Source organism: Lewinella sp. LCG006, assembly GCF_040784935.1.
Lineage (GTDB): Bacteria > Bacteroidota > Bacteroidia > Chitinophagales > Saprospiraceae > Lewinella.
The window spans coordinates 7,137,243-7,161,854 of the sequence record NZ_CP160680.1; the positions used below are offsets into that span (position 1 = coordinate 7,137,243).

Sequence of the window (24,612 nt, forward strand, 5' to 3'; positions counted from 1 at the left end):
TACGAGGTATGGAAAAGACCAGTAAATACAAGGCAGAAGAGTCTATTCTTCGTTTCAGTAGGGCTTATGCTGCAGAGCAACTTCCTTGGTTTGCGCCGGCTCTCTATCGGTGTAGCATTGTAATTACGGAACAAGTACCCATCGCGGGTATTGATCAACAGATGAACGTTTACTTCAATCCTTTCGTCGTTGCGAAAATTAGTGCTTCCGAAAGAAAAAAATCACTCCGTGAACTCGGCTTTTTATGGATTCACGAAATAAGCCACATTTTAAGACGCCATGCAGAACGCGCAAGGGAAAATGGCTTCTCTGCTCAATTATGGAATATCGCGGCTGACTTTGAAATCAACGATGGTCATTGGGAGGGCTTATTTATGCCTACGGATTTTCCGGGCTTACTTCCCAGAGATTACTTGCTGCCTAATGGTCAATTAGCGGAGAACTATTACAGCCTTCTGAGAAAGGAAGGAGATAAAAGTGAACGGCTACAAAGACTACTCGACTTAGTGATGGACGAAGGTAGCGGAGTGCACAGTCATTCCCGAATATGGGAACTCGGATCTGCCCCCGGAACGGCGAGGCAAAATGTGATAAATGACATGGTATTATCGTTGGTTCGCAAAGAGGTTGCACAGCAATTGAAACAAGCTCCAGGGAATATACCCGCAAATTGGAAACGGTGGGTAGACGAAATCTTGCAACCTAAGGTAGACTGGCGCAAGGTATTGCGGCATCGGGTAAAAATGGCGTTACAGCTCAGTGTAGGGGGAAGGCTAGACTATTCCTACCAGCGCTTTAGTCGTCGTCAATCAGCTTACCACCCCATTTTTCTTCCAAGTCTCTCTGGCGATATTGAGATGGAAATAGCTGTAGTGGTGGATACCTCTGGATCCATCTCAGCCCAAATGTTAGCGCAAGCTACGGGAGAGGTTTGTGGTATTATGAAGCGGCTACGTGTACCCGTGACCGTTATTCCATGTGACGCCAGGGCTTACGAGCCAATAAAGATCAATACTTCTAGTGAGCGCATAAAACTTCATCAGCTCAGCGGCGGCGGTGGAACAAACATGAACGCTGGAATAAAGGCAGCCTTGGAATTGTCCAGGAAACCTGATGTCATAATTGTATTAACGGATGGTTTTACGCCATGGCCGACAAGCAAGCCGGAAGTAAGCTTATTGTTTGGTATTTTCCATCGAGGAGGAACCTCCTACCCTACTCCTCCAATGCCTCCGTTTAATACCGCTTCTGTCATTGGCATTGATTTAGCGAAGCTTTGATTACCATTATCTTTTTTTTTAAAATCTCTCTGAATGACTCAAAATAATAAAAAGGTTGTTTCTGCTATCATCACTATCGAGATCGACAGTCATTCCTTTGATTATGAAGTTAGCAGTAATATTCATGGTGAAGTACAGCAGGTAAAAAGTCTTTTTTTAGAGCTACCGGAAGCTGCTCAACGGTTGACGATGATTAAGGACTTGGAGATAATTAAGCCCAAGATCGAAGCTTGGGGCAAATTATTTCACTTTTATGTACCCGCGCAATTAGTGGGAATGCGCAAGGGAGAAGATTTACAGCCATTGATAGAAGAGCTTGTAAAGTTGCGCCAGTCGGCCGGGCTTTCGCCAAAAAGCCATCATCTCAAAGATTTAACGCACCCCTGGCATAGGGCGTTTTGGAAAGAAAGCAGTTTACTTCTGGCAGCCTACAACAAAGACAAGAAAGATAAGCGCTACGGCGCCTTGATGTTTCTCTTTCAGGACAAAGACGAAAAAATATTGTTTAAGGTCATCAGGCATCAATCTGAACATCCAACTTCAGTAGCTGAGGAATTGTTGCGGGCCAAAATTCCTATTTTATCCGATGAAAACAAGGCAGCTGCCTATCGTGCCCTAAAATCTTTCCCAAGTGAGGATACCCGAAGCTTTCTATTAAAGGCTTACGAAAAATTAGAAGGCAACGAGAGTAAAATGTTCTCATCCATACTCTACGGATTATCTGCTTATAAAGATGAGGTCATATACCAACTCACGCTGGACGCTTGGAAAAGTCTTGGAACAAAGCGCTGGCTATCGACAAATTTTTTCTTTGCCATTTTCGCTAACTTTGAGCAGCCAGAAGTGATCGACATTGCGTGGCAAGGATTGACGAAGTCTGATGCTTCTCTTCAATCCTATGATTTATTAAAAGATCGTGGAATTTCCGATCTAGCAATTTTTGAAGCTATTTGGCCAGTATTGAATTCAACCAGAGATAAAAACAATTTCGAGTGCCTTTTTGAAACACTAAGCAAAATCTACATTAACGGAAACCCCTACTTGCTTCCTAGCGGGGATGAGATATTAGACTTGTATCAGAACTTTTTTCTTATAGAACCGAATCTCAGTAAATATTACAGTATATCAATAATCTTGCATTGCGTTTACAACAATCAATTCCCTAAACGCTTGTACGAGATTTTCCAAGAAGAAAATATCACGAAAAAGAAGTTTGCCTTGATGGTGTCCGCTAATTTATTGCAATACAACCCAAAAGCACTCCCTCTACCTACGATGAGAAAAAAAGTGGAAGAACTTATTACCGAGAATACTAGCCCACATTTCTACACCGCAGTTAGTTTACTAAAAGGCTTAGCAATTGCTCAAAACGACAAAAAGGTAATCACTCAACTGCTTGAAGTATTAAACATCGAAAATTTGCATCATTTTAAACATATCCTTAAAGCCATCAATGAGATAATGAGGGAGATCGGCTACGAAAAAGCTGTCACAAAACCCTATTTGAAGCTTCTGAAAAATACTGAAATCGTAAAAAATTGGGAAGCACGAAATGAAATTTTCATTGCGCTCAAAATGTCTGCAGACCAATCGGTATTTAAGTGGTTAGAACAGCGATTTGCCATTCGTATTCAAGATGATTTCCATCAATTAACTTCCTCTGGCAACAACGATTTTGCGAGCTATCATGCCTTAATGGAGGGCTTACAAAAAAACATAAATACCCATCAAGCTAAAGTAAAAAACAAACGCCATTGGGCGGTTCGCTTTAAAGACTGGTTATTGGCACTAATGCATCAAGGAAAACCTTATCGTAAGCAATAGCTCTCCATCCATATGAAACCAAATGAAACAGTGCAGGCGTTGATCACTTTTGAGATAGAAGGACACGCGATTGATTATGAGATAACTTCTAATATACACGGTGAAGTACAGCAGGTGAAAAATCTTTTTGGGGATATTCCTGTAGCTGCCCAAAAACTGATATTAGGCAAAGACTGGGAAGTAATTGCACCTAAAGTAGAAGGTTATCGACGGCTTTTTCGATACTTTGTTGCTGCCCAAATGTTGGAGCTTAGGAAAGGAGATGATTTACGCCCATTACTCGATAAAATTGTTCATGCTCGTCAACAAATTGGTTTACCTCCACGGCAAATTTCACTATCACAACTTACTGATATATGGTATGTTACATTTGCAGAGTGTGTCCAAAGCATTAGGAAATTCTATAATAACGGCAAGAATGCAAAGCTTGAATCACTTGAGTATTTGTTTTTAGGAAATCCGGAAAAACTACGTGTTGCTATTGAGTATCATGGATCTTTTCGAACACCTGGTGTTGGAGAAATGATTCTAGATTGGATACCTGTACTTACAGATGAACAACGTTTTCAAGCTTATAAATCGCTGAAAATTTATCCCCAAGCGGCAGCCAAAAAGTTACTTTTAGCAGCCTATGAAGATAAAAACAACAATAAGGGAATAGAAAATATCATCATTGGACTTTCAGCCTATAAACACGACGATACGCACCAGCTTTTTCTCCAACACGCAAAGCGTACTTCTCTTAGTTATAACGAAAAAAAAGCCATCCTAGAAGCCCTTAGAGATTCTGACAAAGAAGAGGTACTGGCATTGGCTTGGAATAACTTATTGGATAAAGACCATGGGGCACTAGCCTGTGATTTAATTAAAAAGCGAGGAGTAGAAGATCAGGAAATCGTTGATTATTTGATCACTGTTTTAGCACAAGACAATTGGGCGGAACATTTCCAAAGGGTTCTATCGCTTTTTGCTAACCATCTAAATACTAGCAAACATCAACCTTCACCAATTTGGTTACTAGATTACCTTATTCGCTTTTTTGAATTAAAAAAATACAAGATCACGAGCTATTATGATCCTATCGTATCTTCCTTTTCCAAAATTTGTAGATACTATAACAATCAAGAGTTAGCGATAAAAATCAGTAGATGGGCACAAGATAGTTCAGAAAACGTCCATACTTTTGTTTTCCTTTTTTCGGAACTGATGCTAAAAAAAGAGGTCTTGTATCCGCTAGATCACGACTTGAAGCCTATTGTGAAAGCAGCAATTACAAAAGAAGTTAGTCTACAACAGAAATATGCTATTATATTGGCAGGACGTTATGCACTAAGTGATCGCAGTACGGAATTTATTGATGATCTATTGCCTGTGTTAGCATCAAAAAGCATAGATAATTCTTGGCTGGCTGCTACTACAATCAACAAGATCATGCAGGAACTGGGTTTTGTAGACAAGGTTAGATATTCTTACGAAAAGCGGATGAATTCCCAATCTAACCTTCGTCTTAATACAATTCTTTCAGAAGGATTAAAGCTAGCGGACCAGTAATTTTTCAGCACCTCTCGCTCAGACCATCCGCTGCCCTCGCAGTCGCCGCATCCCGTATTGCACCAGCAACAACACCCCCAATCCAATCACGTAGGAAGCAATAAACAGCAACCATTCGTAATCATCTTTTTGGAGTGCTTCCCGGCGGGCGGCCAACCCCCATATATTGACCAGTCCTTTCTTGACAAAGAAACGAGAAACCAGCGTAGAGGCACAAAGTCCAGCCAGGTAACCGACGGAGAGGTTAAGTGCCTCTGAAGCAACGAAAGAAGAGAATTTTTGCATGGAATAAAAACGCTAACAGTGATGTAATAAAGCTTTACAAATAAGGACAACAAGATAGATTTCTTTGGCCAGACTTTCACCAAATTGAATACCTCCATAGCTAATGAACTCCTGGTAAATTCACTCCCGCCAAACACGAGCTATCCTAGAAGAGTTTAAAGAATAAAGTCCCTGTCTTTTCATGCAAAAACTTGTGTTTAAGAATATAACCAGCCAGCACATTGAGGATACTTTCACTAAGACCTATCAGCGATTTAAGGCACTTCATGATCACCCCTTTACGCTGGAGCAGCTTTCGCTGAAAAACTACACCATGCGCGCACAGCCCATTATAAATTGGGCGTTCTGGCACCGCGCTACCCGACACTATCGGGTACAAACCAGTGACCATCTCCAACTACGCGAATATATCAAAATAGAAGAGCTGCCCCAAGAAGTGCTCACAGGCTGGTTTGCCCACGAATTGGGGCATATTATGGATTATCGCGAACGCTCAGCACTGAATATGATCTCTTTCCTGGTTCGCTACCTGGCCGTACCCAACTACCGGATGGGAGCCGAAAGAAGGGCTGATCTCTACGCCATTGACCACGGTTTTGGGGACGCACTGATGGCAACCAAGCACTATATTCTAGAACAGTCTAAACTCCCCGACACTTACAAGCAACGTATCCGAAAATATTACCTTTCCCCCACAGAATTGGAGACCATCTTGCAAGCTAAAGAACAAGATTTAAGTTAAATGACTGATTAATTTAACCATCATTTTTTCTTTCATCACTTTTGGTAACTTAATCTGGCCTCCCTTTTTATCCTTTCGGGCTTCCAACCAACTGTACAACTGGGTGGGGCGAACTGCTTTTACCCGAACTGCTTTGAGGGCCTTACTACGTGCTACCTTATAATTTTTATTAAGGGCTTGCAAGAGCTTATCCAGACGCTGGGCAGCGGCCTGTTCATCAATATCTTTGTTGGTTCCTAATACCCACTGATGCAGGTATTCGCCATCTTCCTTGATAGCTGCTACGGCAAACTCGTTGATCTCTACGCCCAGTTCATCGGAAAGTTGCTCAATGCCCGTATTCAGTTTTTCCTCCGACAATTGGCTCCCAACCACATTGAGGAAGTACTTGGTACGCCCACTGATCACCATTTCGAAACGTGCCAAATCGGTAAACTTGATGGTATCTCCGATCAGGTAACGCCAAGCTCCCGCAGGAGTACTGACCAGCAACGCATAATCTTGCCCTTCTTCGACCTGTCCTAAATGCAGCACTAGTGGATCGTCCAACAACTTCCCTGTTTCGTCAAAGCCACGCTCGTCGAAGGGAATGAATTCGTAAAAAACACCATGTTCTACGGCCAACTGCATTGCCATCGTATCCGGCCGGGCAGTGAACGCAAAAAATCCTTCCGAAGCCAAATAAGTATCCATGATGGTAAGTGGCTTGGCGAGTAGTTGCTCAAAGCTCTTACGATGTGGTGCGAAAGCTACCCCTCCGCTGGCATAAATACGTAGGTTGGGCCACAGATCGTGGATGGTTTCCAACTGGTGAACTTCGATAATCTTGATCAACATCATCCGCACCCAGGAAGGGATACCGGCAATAGCCACCACATCCCATTCTGGAGCAGCCTTGGCGATAGCGGCTACTCTTTCATCCCAATCACTGATCTGGGCAATTTCTTTTCCTGGTTTGTAAAAACTATCAAACCAACCTGGAATATTGAGCGAATTGATGCCACTGATCTCGCCTTCAAGATGCTGCTTGTGCTCGCTCAAGTCGGCAGAACTCCCCAGCATCAAAATGTCTTTTTCAAAAAAATCGGCAGGGATATCAAAGTTGGCCAGCGAGGCGATTTGCGATTGCCCCACAGTCCGAAAGCTAGCCAGCATATCGTCTGTAACGGGGATACGCTTACTCGTTTTACCTGTTGTACCGCTACTGAGCGCAAAGTACTTGGGCTGTCCCGGCCAGGTGATATCTGGGAAATCTTGCTGCTGTTTCCACCACCGCTGGTGAAGCTTATTGTAGTCGTGAATAGGTACTTGCTGCTGAAAAGCCCCAATAAGGTCGTCGGATTCGAGCGCTGTTGAAAAGCCGTGGTAGCAACCAAACGCAGTAGCTTTGCTTTTTTCTAACAACCCTTGCAGCTGATCTGATTGTGCCTGACGTGCATCTTCGGGAAGGCTTTGCAGTTTACTGTTGAGCTCAAGCGCAGTTTTGATCAGATTTCCGACAATTGGCATAGGAGAATAAGTTGGTATAATAACGAAACTCACAAAAAGGAAAAGATGTTCGCAGATGATTTTGGTGGGGAGGAAAGGTAATCTTATGATCGTATTGGTACGATTAGGGCGGTATTTTCCGAAGTCAGAAGGGGAAAATCGGAGGTCGGAAGTACAAATTACTCTCCGTACGAGAAGTCGGAAAGGAGAAGTATTTGAACCTAGTGACGCACGCTTCTCTTGGTTCTCGTGTGTCACATCACTTCCCACTTCCGATCTCCGACTTGGACTCAAATCGTATGATCGTATTGGTACGATTAGGGCGGTATTTTCGGAAGTCAGAAGGGGGAAGTCGGAGGTCGGAAGTACAAATTACACTCCGTACGAGAAGTCGGAAAGGAGAAGTATTTGAACCTAGTGACGCACGCTCCTCTTGGTTCTCGTGTGTCACATCACTTCCGACTTCCCACTTCTGATCTCCGACTTGGACTCAAATCGTATGATCGTATTGGTACGATTAGGGCGGTATTTTCCGAAGTCAGAAGGGGAAAATCGGAGGTCGGAAGTACAAATTACTCTCCGCATGAGAAGTCGGAAAGGAGAAGTATTTGAAACCTAGTGACGCACGCTCCTCTTGGTTCTCGTGTGTCACATCACTTCCGACTTCCCACTTCCGATCTCCGACTTGGACTCAAATCGTATGATCGTATTGGTACGATTAGGGCGGTATTTTCCGAAGTCAGAAGGGGAAAATCGGAGGTCGGAAGTACAAATTACTCTCCGTACGAGAAGTCGGAAAGGAGAAGTATTTGAACCTAGTGACGCACGCTTCTCTTGGTTCTCGTGTGTCACATCACTTCCGACTTCCCACTTCCGATCTCCGACTTGGACTCAAATCGTATGATCGTATTGGTACGATTAGGGCGGTATTTTCGGAAGTCAGAAGGGGGAAGTCGGAGGTCGGAAGTACAAATTACACTCCGTACGAGAAGTCGGAAAGGAGAAGTATTTGAACCTAGTGACGCACGCTCCTCTTGGTTCTCGTGTGTCACATCACTTCCGACTTCCCACTTCTGATCTCCGACTTGGACTCAAATCGTATGATCGTATTGGTACGATTAGGGCGGTATTTTCCGAAGTCAGAAGGGGAAAATCGGAGGTCGGAAGTACAAATTACTCTCCGTACGAGAAGTCGGAAAGGAGAAGTATTTGAAACCTAGTGACGCACGCTCCTCTTGGTTCTCGTGTGTCACACCACTTCCGACTTCCCACTTCCGATCTCCGACTTGGACCGTATCTTGTCAATAACAAACAACAAACAACTAGCTACCCCTATTGCTTCACTACCTTCCGCATCACCGCACCATGCTGTGTCGTTAGCTTAAAGTAATAGACACCCGCGGGAAGGTGTTCCAGCTCAAGTGTTTGGCTCCACTCCTTGGTGGTGCTAATTGAGCGTTCAAAAACCAGCTTTCCATCCAGGGCAAAAAGACCCAAATGAAAATCAGTGGCTTCCGATACACGCAACGCAAGGGTCAGCTCACTGGTAAAGGGGTTTGGGGTCAGGCGTAACTCCTCAAGCGTCGCCGGAGCGTCCAAGTCCACTACCATCACATTTACTACATCAGAGGTATTGCTACAACCATTCACTGCCGTTACCAACACGGAATAATTACCGCTTTCTACAGCCAGATAAGTATTGCTGGTGGCACCTTCGATTTCAGTACCATTGAGTAACCATTGATAACTGACAAAATCCACTGGAGCTGTCAACTCATTACCGTCTACGCCGATCGTCAAGCCGGGAAGTGGAAGGGTACTGATGATAAATGATTCCTGAATGCTACAGCCGCCATTATCCGTAATGGTGAGGTTATACTCGCCCGGAGCAAGGTTAGCAAAATCCAAAGAAGGGCTGATCGAATAAGGAGGATTACCCCCATTGATTTCAACAGTGGCACTACCATCGGCCTCGCCTGCACAGGCATCGCTCGTCACTTCTATGCCTGCCGAAAAATTGGAGCAGGCATCAAAAGTGACCTGCAAAATTTGTCCGGCATAATGGGTACAGTAGAGCTCGCCATCCGCGCCTTCGCCAAAAGAGGTAATGGAATAGGGATATTCTCCAATTAGCTGACCGATCCAGCCACCGTCACCATCGGGCTCAATCATAAAAAAGTCGCGCGAGCAAAAGTCGGCGAAAATATACTTACCCACCAACTGCGGGTAGGCTGTCCCCCGGTAAACAAAGCCTCCGGTGATGGAACATACACCCGTCGTATGCGGAATGGAGTACGCAGGAAAAACATAATCGCCAGTACAGCCACTCAAGTTGTAGGGACTATTGCCTTCGTAACAACGCCAGCCATAATTTTCTCCTCCAGGGCTATCCGCAGGCTGAAAATCAATTTCTTCAAAGGCGTTCTGCCCCACATCACCTATCCACATGTCACCGGTCTCACGATCAAAACTGAAGCGCCAGGGATTGCGCAGACCAATGGCCCATATTTCGTCTCTTAAGTTTGCATCGCCTACAAATGGATTGTCATCTGGAACAGCATAGGGTGTTTCGCTGTCTACATCCAGACGCAGCATTTTGCCCAGCAAAAGGTTCGTGTTTTGTGAATTGTTAGACGTATCACCACCACCGCCGCCGTCGCCCATACCAATGTACAGATAGCCATCGGGGCCAAATTTGATGCAGCCGCCGTTGTGGTTACCTTGGGTTTGATCAATGAAGATGACCTGCATGGCGCTGTTGGGATCAGCGATATTAGGGTCATCCGCACTCCGGCTATAACGCACCACGCGGGTATCGCCCGACAAGTCGGTATAATTCACATAAAAGTAACCGTTCTCCGCATAATCAGGGTGAAAAGCCAGCCCCAGCAAGCCACGCTCGCCGCCACTATTGGTCAGGTTGCTGATATTCAAGAATGGTGTTCCCAGTACGGTTCCTGTCCCATCAATTATTTTTATGCGCCCACTCTGTTCCACGACAAATAAACGCTCATCGCCCGCGTGGGTCACATCTACTGGCGAGCTGAATCCCGTAGCGTAGGGGACCAGTTCCAGTGTTTGGCTTTGCGCCAAAGCAGTTATCATCAGGACGAGGGAGAGTAGAAGCAACTTTTTCATAACAGGTTGGAAGGTTGATGAGTATTCAAGGAAAGATAGTCATTTCACGGCAAGGCATAAGCAGGAACCTTAGCATAAGACACGAAACTGACAGATTCATCGAAAAAAATCGATAAAGCTTTTTTTAGAAAAAACACCCTACTCCTCATATAACCCCGGCTGATCTGACACCAAAGCTACGATCCTCAACGGCCCACCACTACCCCCGGCGATCTTCATCGGCAAAGCGATGACGTAAGTTCCGACGGGAGGCAGAAGCTCCAGGTTTTCCAGGTTTTCAAATCCCAGGATGTTCTCACCGTTCAGGATTTGGTGGCTTTCAAACAAGGTAGATTGCCCGTAATCCAAGCTTGGGGTATCCAGCCCGACTGCTTTGATGCGCCGGTTTTTCACCAACCATTGGGCTAAATCAGGAGCGATACCGGGAAAGTGGAGCTTTGCTACAGCTTCGGGGCCTCGTTCTGCCGTTCCCATATAGGCCTCTCGATCTGGCCAAAACTTTCCGTAACCCGTCCGAAAAAGAACAATCGCGTCCTCCGGCACCTGCCCGTAAGTAGCCTCCCAATGCTCCATATCGGCAACCGAAATTTGGTAGTCCCTATTTTCCAGCGCTGCCGCAGAAACATCCACAACAATGGCTTCCCCAATACTGCGCTCTAACGGAATTTGATCTACCGACCACTTGCCCTCCGAAAAGTGAACAGGGGCATCCAGGTGCGTACCGCCATGCTCCGCCAAACAAAATTGAAAAGCAGAATAATAGTAACCACCATCCGTGATTCCCGCAAAAACGGTATCCAAACGAAAAGATTCCGCCGTCGGCCAAAAGATGGTCTCTTCGGAAAATGCGTAGGTAAGGTCTATCCATTTCCCATCAGGAAAAATAGGTCGGGACTCCTTGTTCGTTGTTTGACAAGCGCCTAGGCTAAGGGTCAATACAACAAGTAGTAATTTATTCATAGAATTCTTATAAAATGATTTTCACGCCGATATAGCTGTTTCCTAAATTAATATAAGATCATGTTAAGTGGTAAAAAAGACCTAGGTATATTTTCTTTTATGAACTTATATGATTCAAATCAAGCTTCATCCAACTCCATACTGCTCACGCGCAGCCCTGATCTGCTGCTCCTCCGTGGTTTCTGGATACAATAAATAGCGCGGCGCAATAATTGGTTTTACCTGCTCAATCTTTATCAACGTCAGCGTCGCAAACGGAAACTTTCCGTCCGTCATGACCTCCAGCGGTGCAGCCAACTCGGCAAAATCAGTATCTCCCTTGTCAACAATCCGAGCCTTACCTTTCAACTGGTAGCCTTTCTGCACCAGGATATCAATAAAGCTCACAGCGACCATCGGCTGCTGCCGAATATTCTTCACCGTTTGAGGGGAGGCGATATTCGCAATGATGAGCTGATCGTCGCCCCAGAAGGTAAATATTTCCTTGGGGGATACATTGGGTTGGCCATCACCATCAGTCGTCGCTAGCCAGCAGAGGACGCTCTTGGTAATGGAGGTTTTGATTTTTGGGGTTAGCGGCATGATTAGGATTTGCTTTAATTTTTAGGGATAAATACGTAATTTCAGAAATTAGAATCTAGAAAAGATTAAGCATATGAGAATTATTGGATATCGCGATTCTTTTGCCTTAGAATGGGAAATTATCAGAAACGTTGTTGTTCGGAATGACCATTTTACAGATGACCGTGGACTTCCTGACATTATGCACTATCACAAAAATGGTTGTTTTGAACTCGGTTTCGATCCAGTTGGTGTTTTTCCGAAAAGCCATGCAATAATAATTCAGAAATAAAAGGCAAGAAAATTAAAAGGCTAGCTTTGGAGGATTAGAATGGTTAGACAATCTCATTATATACGAACAAATGGAGAATCAAATTCTTGGTGAGCCAATACAAGAAAAAAGTAATGCTCAATCAAAGAACTTGAAACGTCCAGAAAAAGGTCTAAAATTGATGGTTATAAGCAAAGATTTTCCAGAAAAAGCGATGTTGAATTAGATCAAATACTTAATAATCATTCCTTGGTAGAAGAGGCTAAAATTGCAGCTAAATTGGAGGAGAGATCATTTGCCCCCCCTACCAATAATCCCCACAAATAAAATGCGGAGCAACGTCCAACACAACGTGCTTCAGACTGCCCCAAATGCCGCTGGGGTGACCGTAATTGTAAGTGCCCATTTTTGGGGCCTCCACCAGATAATCGCCGTTGGGCTGCATGATCGCCTCATACGAACCACCTTTACCAGTGGGCGATAAGAATTTTAGGTTTGGATTCATAGCATCCGCTATGGGTGCGCCTGCCAGATTGGGATAGGGCAAGTTGGGCAAACTTACCGGAGTCTCATCTGGTTGGTGAAAAATATTTTTACTCGCGGGCTGCAACTCCCATCTCCGGCCATTACTATCCTGGTAGGTCGTTCCCACGACTTGTACCAACTGGCCCATAGGGAGCAGGTTGTGCTGGTTGCGATTTAGATGCCAGTCGGAATAGCCAGCCCACCAAAGAGTGACCATTAATAATACAACAACAATTAGTCCTATCATCTTCATGAGGATTTGGTTTGCTGGTTTGTTGGAAAAGTGTAAATCTGGAAGGGTGTAAACGTAGGGTATTCAATCTGGCGTAAAAGTTACGGCTTTGAAAAAGCGTGACAACGAAATTATCATTTTTGCTTCCAAACTTCTCATTCCCTGGCAAACTTACGATCTTAGCCGCTCACAATCATCAGAAAGCATTGACCACTATGCAGGAAGCGGCCATCCCCCACCCTTTTATTGTCATTGAAGGTAATATTGGCGCGGGTAAAACCACCCTTTCCACTATGTTGTCACAAGACTTCAACCGGAGGCTGATCCTCGAAGAATTCGCGGACAATCCCTTTCTGCCCTTCTTCTATGAAAATGCGGAACGCTACGCTTTTCCGGTCGAGCTGTTTTTTATGACCGAACGGCATAAGCAATTACAGGAAGAACTGAGCCAACCTCAATTGTTCGATAAAGGGATCATTTCCGATTATATCTTTATAAAAACCCTCCTTTTTGCTCGAAACACCCTCAAAAGTGAAGAATTCCGCCTCTTTCAGCGGCTGTTCAATATTTTGAGTACTAATTTCCCAAAACCAGACTTACTGCTGTATTTGCACCAGCCCGTGGAGAAATTAATGGACAATATCAAAAAGCGCGGGCGGGATTACGAGCAACAAATGGACCCCAATTACCTGCTACGCATCCAACAGGCTTATTTCGATTATTTTCGCACCGTCAAAGACATCCCAATTGTCATCCTGGATGTTCAATCTATAGACTTTGTGCAAAATCCTGAGCATTACCAGTCGATCGTACAATTACTACAACAATCCTTCCCTACGGGCATGCACCAACTCCAGGCCGAGGATTTGATACCCAAAAAACTGAGCTAGGCTCCAAGCTATGAAAATCAACATCCCCGAAAGTCCCCAGAAACGCGTCGTCATCATTGGAGGTGGTTTTGCCGGACTGGCCGCCGCCCGCCAACTCGCGAAAGCTAATTACCAGGTGGTACTTTTGGATAAAAACAACTACCACCAATTTCAACCTTTGTTTTACCAAGTCGCTATGGCTGGGCTAGAACCCAGCTCTATCGCTTTCCCCTTTCGTAAGCTCTTTCGCAAACACAACAATGTCTTCATCCGGGTAACCGAAGTGCTCTCCATCGAGCCGGAAAACAACCGGGTCATCACTTCTCTGGGGCACTGCAATTACGACCACCTGCTGATAGGTATTGGTGCCGATACCAACTATTACGGCAACGAAGAAGTAGAACGCAACACCTTGTCTATGAAATCCGTAAGTGAGGCACTTTACTTACGTAACTCCATTTTATCGGATTACGAAAAAGCACTCACCACCACCGATTACGATGAGCGCCAGGGCTATATTGATATTGTCATTGTGGGTGGTGGGCCTACAGGTGTAGAACTGGCAGGAGCACTGGCCGAGATGAAGAAGTACATCATGCCTAAGGATTACCCCGAGCTAAACTGCAATGAGATCGACATCTACCTCATCCAAAGTGCGCCACAACTCTTGAAGGGCATGTCGGAAGAATCCTCCGAAAAGTCGCTGGCCTACCTCAAAGACCTGGGCGTAGAAGTACGCCTCGATACCCGCGTCAATAACTACGACGGCGAGTATGCCTACCTGAGCGATGGCGAAAAAATCCGCAGCAACAAGGTCATCTGGGCCGCTGGCATCCAGGGCAACACCATCCCGGGCATTCCCGAAAGTGCCCTCACCTACGGTCGCCGCCTCGCCGTCGACCGCTTTTCCAAAGTCAAAGATACCTCCAATATTTACGCCATTGGCGATATCGCCTACATGGAGGAGGAAGCGTTTCCCCAAGGCCATCCACAAGTAGCTCAAGTAGCTATCCAACAAGGCGTCAATCTGGCCAAAAACCTCCAACGCCAGCTCAAAGGCCAGGAATGGGAACCTTTCACTTACAACGACAAGGGCTCCATGGCTACCGTCGGTCGCAATCGCGCCGTCGTGGATCTCCCAAAACTCAGTTTCCAGGGGTTTCCTGCCTGGGCCGTTTGGCTTCTGGTCCACTTGTTTGCTATTCTGGGCACCAAAAACAAGGTATTCGTCTTCCTCAACTGGGTCTGGAATTACCTTACTTATGACCAAGGGCTGAGGTTGATTATTAGGGCTAAGGCGAGGGAGAAGTAGAGAAGTCGGGATTTTCAAAGTCGGAAATCGGAAGTGGGAAGTCGGAAGTATTTGATAGCTGCCAGGGGGCCTGTGTTCCTCCTTATCTTCGTGTATCTCTTTAATTCCGACTTCCGCGTTCCCACTTCCGACTTCCCCTAAAGTTTCTTCGTCGACTGCCAATTCATCAGCAACCATTTTCCACGCTTTTTGCGGTACACCGAGGTATAGTACAAGCTAATATCAAAGGGCTCCCCCTGGTACGCTCCCGCAACCTTTACCAAGCCATACACTACAGCTGTTTTGCCGTAAAGGCGGATACGGTGATCCGTAGCTGTCATTTGCTGGTAGACAATCTTTCCGCCGTTGACGCTGGTGATAAAATCCTGCTTATTTTCTACCAGGCCGTTGGAATGCAAATAGTAAAGATCATCATCCAATAAGGTCTGTAAGGCCAGACCATCTTTTGCTACCTGGGCCTTGAACCGGACTGCTTCCGCCGCGAAAACCGCCTGCTCTTGTGCTAGTAAAGTCCCTAAAGGCGCTAAAAGCACGATCAATAAGGTAAGACATCTAGAAAAATCAACTTGCTTCATCATCTTATTATTAAAACTATGTGTCTATGTGATAAAAAAACACCTCCCTCTGCGAAGTCCCTCTTGAATTCCCTTATAATCCCTCGTATGGTTCTAACAAATCCTTATGTGCCTAATGTGGTTCAAAATAAAAACATCCCATAAGCCAGCCGGAAAGATACCGATTTCTCGGAAAATCCTATCTTAAGCCACGGTTTACAAAACGACTACCTTTACAAACGAAAATCAACATGCAAGACAAGGCCATCAAACTATCGCTGTTCATCAATTATTTTGTTTTTGCCATCCTGCTCAACAGTGTCGGCATCGTCATTCTCAAATCCCAAAACGTCTATGGCGTAGACGAAGTAGCGGCCAGTACCCTAGAGCTCTTCAAAGACCTTCCCATCGCTATAGTCTCCTTCCTTGTGGCTTCCTTCCTCCCTCGTATTGGCTACAAAAAGGCCATGCTTGCCGCTCTTTTCATCGTCACCGTAGCTTGTATCAGTATGTATTTTGGCAATTCCTTCTGGTCGGCCAAGATGCTCTTTGCCTCTGTAGGGGTATCTTTTGCGCTGATCAAGGTATCCGTCTATTCCGTCATTGGTCTTGTCACCGATGGTGAAAAAGCCCACAACAGCCTGATGAGCAATATTGAAGGGGTCTTCATGTTTGGTATTGCCTTGGCCTATTTCCTCTTTCCAGCTTTCAACACGGAAGGTCAGCCCAATGCCTGGCTCAATGTTTATTGGCTATTGGCTGGACTGTCCATCCTCTCTTTCCTCTTTTTGTACTTCGCAAAATTTGAGGAAAATTATGAAATACCTGGCTCCGATCTTAAAGAAGACTTCATGGCCATGATCAGCCTGATCAGCCGCTTGCTCGTCATCGTTTTTGTCATCAGTGCCTTCCTTTTTGTTATGATTGAGCAGGGTATCATGACCTGGCTCCCTACGTTCAACAATCGGGTACTCGAACTCCCCGAAAACCTCGCTATCATTATGGCCAGTATCCTTGCTATTTCCCTAGGCATTGGCCGTATCATGGCAGGTGTACTCACCCAACGCGTTTCCTGGATCATCGTTCTTAGCGGTTGTCTCATTGGTGCGATGGCCATGGTCTATTTTGTCCTGCCCAGAGCCGTAAGTGCAGATATCGGTATCGTCCAAACCCTGGCCGATATTCCCCCCATCGGTTATGCTTTTCCTTTGGTAGGCTTGTTCATCGCACCTATCTACCCTCTACTCAACTCTGTAGTACTGAGCGCCTTGCCCAAAAAACTGCACAGTCCCATGTCCGGCCTCATCATCATCTTCTCGGCCATTGGCGGCACGCTGGGCTCCCGCCTCATTGGCATCCTTTTCAAAGAAGTGGGGGCAGAGACAGCCTTTAGCTACACCCTCATCCCTATGGCCATCTTGTTTCTTATGCTATTTATTTTGAAAAACCTTACTGACAAAGAGAAGGCTGCTCAAGGGGTGTAAAATCATTTAGGGACGTAGTGGCGGTCCGCCTTACGTCCCTAAATAACCACACGCTTCACACTACCATCCTGATGACGTAAAAAGTAAACCCCCACTGGCAAGCCCGCCAGATTAATCGTGGTAGAAGTCCATCCAGGACTGGCACTCAACTGAAACTGGCGCACCCGCTGCCCTGTTGCAGAGAGCAATTCCAGCGTACTAGTAAAGTCCTCCACCTGTAACCAACTCACTTTTAGCTGACCATCAGCGCCTACCGGATTAGGGTACACCTGCCAATCTACAGACAGATCAAGCAGGTTTACCTCCCTTACTTCGCTGTAAGTAAAGCTCCCGTCAAGATCTTCCTGCCGCAAGCGATAATAGCTGGTTCCAGGCAGAGGATACGTATCAAAATGGAAATATGATTGTAATTGGTTATGGTCCCCACTACTCGCCACAAAAGCCAATTCGTGAAAATCTCGACCATCACCGGAGCGCTCAATATAAAAGCCCCTATTACTATATTCTTGTTCCGTGGTCCAATCCAGACGAACCTCCTTTCCTACCGCTTTTGCGGTGAAAGCGCCCCACTCTACGGGTAATACCGACAGGCTTTTTACTGCTTCCAATCGAAAATCATCCAAGGCCACAAACTCGGCCCATTGGCCACCATCATGGTAACCAAAGCGGATTTGAAAATTGGCATTAGCGTACAAGCTGAGATCCCCTTGGTAATGAGTAAGACAAGACACTTCCCAAGCACTACTTGGTAAGCACCCGCTGGTGGTCGCATCATTTAGAACATTGACCCAACTCGTCCCATCGTAAACATCAATGGTAAAGGCTGAATAAGCATTGGAGTAGTAGGCATTGAAATTGTACACCAAAGCCAGCTCAACCGACTCATAATTCGCAAAATCGTAAACGTTAGAATACAAATAAGCTACGCCCGTGTTTTCCTGATAAGGGCCCAGTACATCATCATCAAAATAGAGCATACAACTCCCATTGATGGTATTGGGAATCCCTCCAAAGTTGGATGTCTCACGCGTAGTATCACCCGTCAACCATTGAGCACCAGATGCGTATTCGCTCAGGCATTGCCAGCCTACAGGCAGGCTGCAATCATCAAAATTTTCTTCTACAACGATCCGGCACGCTGGTGCTGGCGGTCGGTAGGAAGTAACCTGACCACAGGATACATAACCATTGCTATTAGGAACCACTTTTACGGTTACACTCGGTGCTGTGGTCACGGGCAAATTGGGGATAACTATCTCCTGCGGGCTCATTCCATAATCCTGTGGAAAAGCCTGTTCTCCTACCAAAACGGTGAACCCCTCTTCAGCAATCGTCTCAAAACTGACCTTCAAATTTAGGGTATAGGTGTTGTTACTCAGCTCACAATGCGTCGTTCGGCATTCTTCCAAGGTTATTTTAGAACTGTCCTCCGTACCAAAATCTATCAGCACGGGAGAACTCATCATCTCATCATTACAAGTATGTATTACGCGCGCACGGTAAACGGTACAAAGGTCTATTTCTTCGGTAAGCGAAAGCGCCGGTTCACCACAGGCAAAGGTATCCGTCTTGCCAGAGGTCATATTGGTGAGCAACACTTCCCAATTTGCCCCTCCACTAGGTGACCACTCAAGGTGGAGGGCTGGCTCCGAAGCATCAATCGTAGCCACCAAATCATCAACGGGCTGGCAAACTGTCGAACAAGCGGAAAGGCAATCATTATTAGCAAGATAATTATCTACAATACTCGCAGCATTGATTTCACAAAAAGCCCAATCTCCCCGCGACCATTCCGTAGCCAGGTTCACCGTAGGATCCATAATATAGGGTGGACGATTTGTTGTATAACATTCGATTTGCGCACCGGTATAATTGTGGCTACAGCCAAAATTGTGTCCTATCTCATGGGCGGTCATCACTCTCAGGTAACCTGCACTACCTGTAAAGTCCTCCAAAATGTGATAACCATTTTCACTACAAAAAGTCCCCACGTAAGCCAGCCCAATCACACTGCCACTACCTGAGCTCTGATAGTTGCGCCGCGACCAAAATTGCCCCAAGTCATGCTCCTCCTGAAAACCACCCGCCAGGCTCCACGCTTTGAAACTCTCTAGTAGCGGCAGGGCTTCTTCTCCACTGTACCAGGGGTCACTCTCTGTCACCAGCGGCATCACCAATTCTGAAATACGGAGGTAAACACCCTGGGAAAAATCATCGTCAAAATTGCCATTGACATTGTTCAGCACTCCTTCCAGTTGGGCCAATACCGCCCCGACAGAACCATAATGCGCTAGCATTGAATAATCTGCAGCAATGGCCAAGTCTACCTCCACACATCCGCCCCTGGCGCCACCGGCCACTTCATTACCTAGGCGAGCAGTTTCTGTTTGACCACACCGCAGATCGGTTTGTGGCAGTACATCCATTGTCCTGTAAATCAGGTAAGTCGTTGACTCGGCATTTGCTACAAAACGCTTAAGCGGCTCTATGTACCATAGTTCCTCTCCCAGATCAACATATCCATAAATAAAATCATCGTTAATGGTCAGGCGAATATCTCTGCTCCCCTCGACGCCCCGAAAAGTAGTTACACGATTATCGGGCAGTCGTTCCTGCCGTCTTCCTCCAGGGGTGAGTAGAGCCAAAGAAAAGGAAGGTGTACGCACCGGAGCGGGCACTAAACGCAAGGACCAATTCATCCCATTTGGAAAAAACCAATCCATCTGAATATCATTACCTGCACGCTGAACATAATTATTGATCTCCTCGGCCGGCAACTGCACCAGGTGGTAGTTGCTGAAATACTTATTCAATTCCGTAGTTTCAAGCACTACTGTTGTTCCTGAAAAACGCTCCCAATTTTGCCCTAATAATAGCGATGGCGCCACAAACAACAATAGCAGTACAAGCTTGTTGGCACAAGTTAGGCTTCTCATAGTAATTTTCTTTCATGTGTAAAATCGAAAAGTCGCCTTGTGCTGTTGATAGTGTTTAATACAAGAGAACAGCCGTTATCGCTGCGGATAACAGTTCATTAATTCATTATCATTTTTAGTTAGACAGTTACTGAAAAAGCCATGACAACAGTACTGCACAAAAGCAGTACCCCATCAAAGACGCCAAAAAGATGTGCTGTTGAAAGTGTCCGTTAAAAAAGCGATGAGCAAAGACCTTGACCTTTGCTGCACCACTACTGTGGGAGTGTGTTTGTTGTTCTTACGCGAAAACTAATGAACAGGGTTCATTCCTTTAGAAAGCCAGATGCACAATAGTGCAGATGGGTGTAATAGATGATGTGGTATTGTTAAATGTCTACGACTAAGATAAGGTAAAAAATACCATATATAAAATTTTATTATAAATTTATTTCTAATGAATCAAGCCTAACAAATCATCTAAGCTGGACTTTCGCATTCACCGGATGCCGTAAAAAGATTAAAAGTAGAAAGTATTAGGATTTGAAAACGCGAAGTGAGCCGTATCGCTTGTCGAAAGTCCATCTCAGAACAACTGTGCCCCCACCGCAGCCCAAAACGGGTGAATTTCCACCACCAGTCGACCAGCAAGCACCGCGGGATCTTGACTCGCGAGTTTTACCGCTTCTTCGTAAGTGGGAGTAGAATAGATGACAACACCCTGAATACCACTATCATCGGCAAATGGCCCCGCCAGACAAATTTTCCGCTGCCGACCTAGTTCTGCCAGATGTGCAAGATGCCCTTCTTGAATTTTTGCGGCAGTGGCTTCGTCCTGGTCACGGCGTGGGCCCACTTTCAAAAAGCACATAAAATACTGCTTCATCAAATAAGTAGTATCACCAGACTGATGGCTGAACGTCTGAAAACCTACGGTATCGATGGGCATAGATTGGGCTTGAAGCCTATTGCCTTCAAGGCCAAACAGTACGAAAAGGAGCAGAACAAATAATCTCATGATGGTCAATTTCGTGGTGAAAGATTCATTGTTTTATTAAACTCCGCACTCAACACATATTCATTCCGCCTTACTAATCCTAGCATTTCTTCCGGGTTGATTCGCTCAGGATTAAATCGAAACAACCAATAAGGACTATTTGGGGCGAGCCGTTTAACGATCTGCAAATCCTGTTTAGCAAACTGAATAATCCAAACGTTTGGATCTACTTCCGACGACAAGTTTACCAATAGCTCATCCGCAATGACGTTCTCAGGCATCCCGTAGTTGCTACCTGCCGCTTGTTTCTCCCAACCACCACTTTCCGCGATGGCCGTGAGTTTTTCTTCCAGTTCCATAATCTTTGCAGGGCGCCCGTCCTTACCTTTCACCGACTTTGACTGCTCGCCATCATGGAAGGAAATGGTTACCGTCGCCAAATCCGGAATTTGGGCTTTATAAGCATTCTGAAAATTCCAAAAATTGGATGACTCGAAGTCTTTGATCAAATTGCGATAAGTCGTCTGATCCAATAATTTCGTGTGCAAACCAATCCGATTGGTAAACTGCTGGCCTTCATAAGCCACAACACCACCTTCATAAATAGTAAGTTTATACACTGGACAACTACCAAAGCAAGGGCCTTTGAACATTTCAATCCGGGGATCAAGCTGGTCCAGGTCTTTGGTCGTCAATGGTCGGCAGGTTGCCGCCAGAAAAATAAATGCACCGGCGGCCAGGATAAGGAAGTGTAGCTTACGCATAATCAGGGAAACTTTTGTTTGTGTGCAATGATAAACATTTTTGGAGATTTATAACAATACCTTCCTCACCTGCCAAAGTTCGCCCTTCTTCGCGACTAAAAAATGAATTCCGGAAACGGCACCGGGTACCCGCTGGGTAAAACCACCCGAAAGCTCAGTTTTCCAAGAGGCAAGCTCCTGCCCCAATACATTGTAAAGCACCCAATCCAAATCTGGGGCTAAAGCCTCCAAGGTCAATTCACCATTAATAGAAGACAACAGCTTAAACAAATTATCAACCTGCTGTGGTTCCTTAGTTCCTACCACACACTGCGCAATACATTCGGCGTTCAATAATCCCGGGCGGTAGGTTTGCAGGGCTTCCCATACACGGTCTTTTTGCCCTTGGGTAAACATCACTGCACAGGCATCATCTACAAACCCCATAAAATTCTGGTAATTATCTGGCCCGCCATTACCCGGGCAGCTATCCTGGAATCCACTCGGGCAGGTTCCTGCGTAGGTCTGGGTTTGCTTTTCCGTATCGGCCACCAAATCATCGTAGACGGGGTCAGGGCAACAGACACCAGGATTACAATTCGGCGGAGGAGTCACATTGCCCCACGGGTGCAACAGATTAAGATAGTGGCCAATCTCGTGGGTGCAAGTACGCCCCAAATCATAAGGTGCAGTAGCAGTCCCCCCCCTACCAAAGCGATCATACTGGATATAAACGCCGTCTTCGGCGCGAGGTACTTCACCACTCGCTATCTCTGTAGGGAAAATACCAATCCCGGCAACACCATTGAAATCAAGGTCGGCCACCCAGATATTGAGGTAGCAATCGGTACACCAGGCTGAGCTTCCTCCCAGCTCATCATAACAAAGATTGCGGCGCCCCTCGGTAAAATCATTGCCAATGCCTTCCACCGAAGTAGGCGTGAAAATGATCCCGGAATGCGGATTCCCCAAAGGGTCTTGGTCAGCCAGGACAAAATTGATCTCCATGTCCGCAAACTTATTTTGGTACCAATTAATGACTCCATTCCCATTATCTAAGTCAGCATTTGCGGCCCTAAAATCTTCATTGAGCACTGCTATCTGGGAGTTGATTTGGGCCTCCGTAAGCCTTTGAGCATCATTGTAGTAAACATTATGCACCACTACCGGAATGGTGATGGTCGTCAATGGAGCAGCAGCTACTTCCACGCTTGGGGAGGGGGTTGTAGCGCGGCTGGCGCACCAATCTTGGGCCGTAAGATGAAAGGAAAGCAGGAGAAGTAAGAAGAAGAGTTTGGTCGTGAATTGCGCGTTAATCATAATATTGAAGTTTTAGCTGGACATTCGACGAAAGTGCAGCTTATTCTTCCTCTTCCTGGCGCATAGCTTCGGGCAGTTGCTTGGAGGTACGAGCACCTAGTTTTCGTAGCTTTTCGGCACGTCCGACCAAGGTCTGGTTGTAACGCTTACCTTCGGAGAGCTTGTACATGGCCGCCGAATAGGCGTTGTGTACGCTGTCCAGGCGCTGGCCTACCAGTTGGAGGTCTTCTACGAAGTTAACGAACTTATCGTACAACTGGCCGCTTTGGCGCGCTATTTCCTGTACACTGCGTTGCTGTTTCTCTTGTTTCCAAATGTAGGAAACCGTACGCATGGTAGCCAGAAGTGTGGAATTGGTGACCATAACGATGTTATCATCCAACGCATCAAGAAACAAGCGCTGGTCTTGCTGTACGGCCAGGGCAAAAGCGGGCTCAATGGGAATAAACAAGAGCAAGTAATCCGGGGAATTGATTTGATACAAATCCTGGTACTTCTTCTTGCTCAGACCTTTGATGTGGGCACGAACACTTTCGAGATGCAATTTCAACGCGGTGGCCCGCTGGGTATCATCTTCGGCGCTGCAATAGCGATCGTAAGCCGTAAGTGAAACTTTGCAGTCGATCACCAGGTGTTTGTTTTCCGGTAAGTTGATGATAAAATCGGGCCGTTTGAGTTTGCCTTCCTGATCACGGAAGGAGGATTGCGTGCGATAGTGCACTTCTTTTTGCAAGCCAGCCTTTTCGAGCAAGAGTTCTAGCTGCACCTCTCCCCAGTCGCCCTGGGTTTTGTTATCGCCTTTGAGGGCGGCGGTAAGGTTGCTGGCATCAAGACTGAGTTGTTGGTTGAGATCGCGCAGTTGCTCAATTTCTTTTTTCAGGCTTACACGATCACGGGTTTCTTCCAGATAACGGCGCTCAATATTGTCTTCGAAGGTTTTGATTTTTTCCTTCAGGGGATCCAGCAGATGCTGGAGTTGATTGTGATTTTGTTCTGTAAACTTCTTGCTTTTCTCCTCAAGGAGGCGGTTGGCCATCGACTCGAAGGCCAGGCGGTTGGTCTGCTGCAATTCCTGCATCTCCTGGAGCTGTGCCGCTAGTTTTTCTTGAAGGTATTCCAAGCGTGTTCTTTCGGTAGCCAGAGCTGCAGAAAGATCGCGCTCGGTTTCCGTTTTTTCGTGGAGGTTGGCCTGTAATACATCGGCTTGTTCCAGCAGTGCTTCGTGAACCGCTTTGGGGACATAAGTAACTGCAATTTGATCGCTGGAAACATAGTCATTACTGACTTTCAATCGTTGCCACCAGTAACCAAGCACAAAGCCTAGTAGTAGCCCGATGATCAAAAACAGAAAAGCCAGTAATATAGGATCCGCCATGCTCTTAGTATTCAAGGTTAACCACAGGGCAATTTACAAAATGTTTTAAATAAAATGATATTTAAACTTTTATTGCACCCAAATAGGCAAGCTGCCTGGAAGACCCGAACGCAGTGAGGGGACCGCAAGGACGGCGTCCAAAAGAGAATTACTAATCAGGTACCAAGTAGAGGGTAAAGGGACTTT

Annotated in this window: 21 protein-coding genes; 9 read left to right on the forward strand and 12 right to left on the reverse strand. The window is 45.9% G+C overall.

Going from position 1 to position 24,612, the window contains the following annotated elements; translation table 11 throughout:
* Positions 1 to 8: 8 nt before the first annotated feature.
* From AB0L18_RS26195 to AB0L18_RS26205, 3 genes are read left to right on the forward strand one after another with little or no spacing between them, the layout of a single operon-like run.
* Positions 9 to 1,280, forward strand: coding sequence for a VWA-like domain-containing protein (locus AB0L18_RS26195; protein WP_367390281.1), 1,272 nt, complete (start codon positions 9 to 11; stop codon positions 1,278 to 1,280).
* A gap of 33 nt (positions 1,281 to 1,313) precedes the next feature.
* Complete coding sequence (locus tag AB0L18_RS26200; protein ID WP_367390282.1) at positions 1,314 to 3,104, forward strand: hypothetical protein; 1,791 nt, start codon at positions 1,314 to 1,316, stop codon at positions 3,102 to 3,104.
* Between the two features lie 12 nt (positions 3,105 to 3,116).
* Positions 3,117 to 4,655: a hypothetical protein gene (locus tag AB0L18_RS26205; RefSeq protein ID WP_367390283.1), complete on the forward strand. Its 1,539-nt coding sequence runs from the start codon at positions 3,117 to 3,119 to the stop codon at positions 4,653 to 4,655.
* A gap of 18 nt (positions 4,656 to 4,673) precedes the next feature.
* Here the strand turns inward: AB0L18_RS26205 and AB0L18_RS26210 are convergent, their stop codons facing one another.
* On the reverse strand, positions 4,674 to 4,940 hold the full coding sequence (locus tag AB0L18_RS26210) for a hypothetical protein (RefSeq protein WP_367390284.1): 267 nt from the start codon (positions 4,938 to 4,940) through the stop codon (positions 4,674 to 4,676).
* Positions 4,941 to 5,133: 193 nt separating this feature from the next.
* On the opposite strand from AB0L18_RS26210, the gene AB0L18_RS26215 reads away from it, so the two are divergent.
* Positions 5,134 to 5,682 carry a hypothetical protein gene (locus AB0L18_RS26215; protein WP_367390285.1) on the forward strand — a complete coding sequence of 183 codons (549 nt, stop codon included), beginning with the start codon at positions 5,134 to 5,136 and terminating at the stop codon, positions 5,680 to 5,682.
* Here AB0L18_RS26215 and AB0L18_RS26220 read toward each other — a convergent pair.
* The 4 genes from AB0L18_RS26220 to AB0L18_RS26235 all read right to left on the reverse strand — a co-directional run bounded on the left by AB0L18_RS26220 (position 5,674) and on the right by AB0L18_RS26235 (position 11,850).
* A complete protein-coding gene (locus tag AB0L18_RS26220) occupies positions 5,674 to 7,191 on the reverse strand; it encodes a GH3 auxin-responsive promoter family protein (RefSeq protein ID WP_367390286.1) in 1,518 nt (505 codons plus the stop codon). The genes AB0L18_RS26215 and AB0L18_RS26220 overlap by 9 nt on opposite strands.
* 1,311 nt (positions 7,192 to 8,502) lie before the next feature.
* Positions 8,503 to 10,308, reverse strand: coding sequence for a PQQ-dependent sugar dehydrogenase (locus AB0L18_RS26225; RefSeq protein WP_367390287.1), 1,806 nt, complete (start codon positions 10,306 to 10,308; stop codon positions 8,503 to 8,505).
* A gap of 138 nt (positions 10,309 to 10,446) precedes the next feature.
* Entirely contained in the window at positions 10,447 to 11,268 is an 822-nt protein-coding gene (locus AB0L18_RS26230; RefSeq protein WP_367390288.1) for a cyclase family protein, read from the reverse strand.
* 126 nt (positions 11,269 to 11,394) lie between these two features.
* The gene (locus AB0L18_RS26235; protein WP_367390289.1) at positions 11,395 to 11,850 is read right to left on the reverse strand and encodes a pyridoxamine 5'-phosphate oxidase family protein; all 456 of its coding nucleotides are present in this window, start codon (positions 11,848 to 11,850) and stop codon (positions 11,395 to 11,397) included.
* Between the two features lie 73 nt (positions 11,851 to 11,923).
* Here AB0L18_RS26235 and AB0L18_RS26240 point away from each other — a divergent pair, with 73 nt between their 5' ends.
* Both AB0L18_RS26240 and AB0L18_RS26245 read left to right on the forward strand, forming a co-directional pair.
* Positions 11,924 to 12,121 carry a hypothetical protein gene (locus AB0L18_RS26240; RefSeq protein WP_367390290.1) on the forward strand — a complete coding sequence of 66 codons (198 nt, stop codon included), beginning with the start codon at positions 11,924 to 11,926 and terminating at the stop codon, positions 12,119 to 12,121.
* Between the two features lie 70 nt (positions 12,122 to 12,191).
* Complete coding sequence (locus AB0L18_RS26245) at positions 12,192 to 12,326, forward strand: hypothetical protein (RefSeq protein ID WP_367390291.1); 135 nt, start codon at positions 12,192 to 12,194, stop codon at positions 12,324 to 12,326.
* A gap of 78 nt (positions 12,327 to 12,404) precedes the next feature.
* Here the strand turns inward: AB0L18_RS26245 and AB0L18_RS26250 are convergent, their stop codons facing one another.
* Entirely contained in the window at positions 12,405 to 12,878 is a 474-nt protein-coding gene (locus tag AB0L18_RS26250; protein ID WP_367390292.1) for a hypothetical protein, read from the reverse strand.
* A gap of 98 nt (positions 12,879 to 12,976) precedes the next feature.
* On the opposite strand from AB0L18_RS26250, the gene AB0L18_RS26255 reads away from it, so the two are divergent.
* Both AB0L18_RS26255 and AB0L18_RS26260 read left to right on the forward strand, forming a co-directional pair.
* Positions 12,977 to 13,747 (forward strand): deoxynucleoside kinase, encoded by a 771-nt coding sequence (locus tag AB0L18_RS26255; RefSeq protein WP_367390293.1) that lies wholly within the window; start codon positions 12,977 to 12,979, stop codon positions 13,745 to 13,747.
* A 10-nt stretch (positions 13,748 to 13,757) separates the two neighbouring features.
* The gene (locus AB0L18_RS26260) at positions 13,758 to 15,038 is read left to right on the forward strand and encodes an NAD(P)/FAD-dependent oxidoreductase (protein WP_367390294.1); all 1,281 of its coding nucleotides are present in this window, start codon (positions 13,758 to 13,760) and stop codon (positions 15,036 to 15,038) included.
* Between the two features lie 137 nt (positions 15,039 to 15,175).
* Here the strand turns inward: AB0L18_RS26260 and AB0L18_RS26265 are convergent, their stop codons facing one another.
* A complete protein-coding gene (locus tag AB0L18_RS26265) occupies positions 15,176 to 15,616 on the reverse strand; it encodes a nuclear transport factor 2 family protein (RefSeq protein WP_367390295.1) in 441 nt (146 codons plus the stop codon).
* 227 nt (positions 15,617 to 15,843) lie between these two features.
* Between AB0L18_RS26265 and AB0L18_RS26270 the strand changes: the two genes are divergently transcribed.
* Complete coding sequence (locus AB0L18_RS26270) at positions 15,844 to 17,076, forward strand: sugar MFS transporter (RefSeq protein WP_367390296.1); 1,233 nt, start codon at positions 15,844 to 15,846, stop codon at positions 17,074 to 17,076.
* A 38-nt stretch (positions 17,077 to 17,114) separates the two neighbouring features.
* On the opposite strand, the gene AB0L18_RS26275 is transcribed toward AB0L18_RS26270, so the two are convergent.
* The 5 genes from AB0L18_RS26275 to AB0L18_RS26295 all read right to left on the reverse strand — a co-directional run bounded on the left by AB0L18_RS26275 (position 17,115) and on the right by AB0L18_RS26295 (position 24,426).
* A complete protein-coding gene (locus AB0L18_RS26275; RefSeq protein WP_367390297.1) occupies positions 17,115 to 20,012 on the reverse strand; it encodes a zinc-dependent metalloprotease in 2,898 nt (965 codons plus the stop codon).
* Positions 20,013 to 20,577: 565 nt separating this feature from the next.
* Positions 20,578 to 21,009, reverse strand: coding sequence for a YciI family protein (locus AB0L18_RS26280; RefSeq protein WP_367390298.1), 432 nt, complete (start codon positions 21,007 to 21,009; stop codon positions 20,578 to 20,580).
* 5 nt (positions 21,010 to 21,014) lie between these two features.
* A complete protein-coding gene (locus AB0L18_RS26285) occupies positions 21,015 to 21,752 on the reverse strand; it encodes a DUF6438 domain-containing protein (RefSeq protein ID WP_367390299.1) in 738 nt (245 codons plus the stop codon).
* 48 nt (positions 21,753 to 21,800) lie between these two features.
* Positions 21,801 to 23,051: a M43 family zinc metalloprotease gene (locus AB0L18_RS26290; RefSeq protein WP_367390300.1), complete on the reverse strand. Its 1,251-nt coding sequence runs from the start codon at positions 23,049 to 23,051 to the stop codon at positions 21,801 to 21,803.
* Between the two features lie 40 nt (positions 23,052 to 23,091).
* A complete protein-coding gene (locus AB0L18_RS26295; protein WP_367390301.1) occupies positions 23,092 to 24,426 on the reverse strand; it encodes a DNA recombination protein RmuC in 1,335 nt (444 codons plus the stop codon).
* Positions 24,427 to 24,612 lie beyond the last annotated feature (186 nt).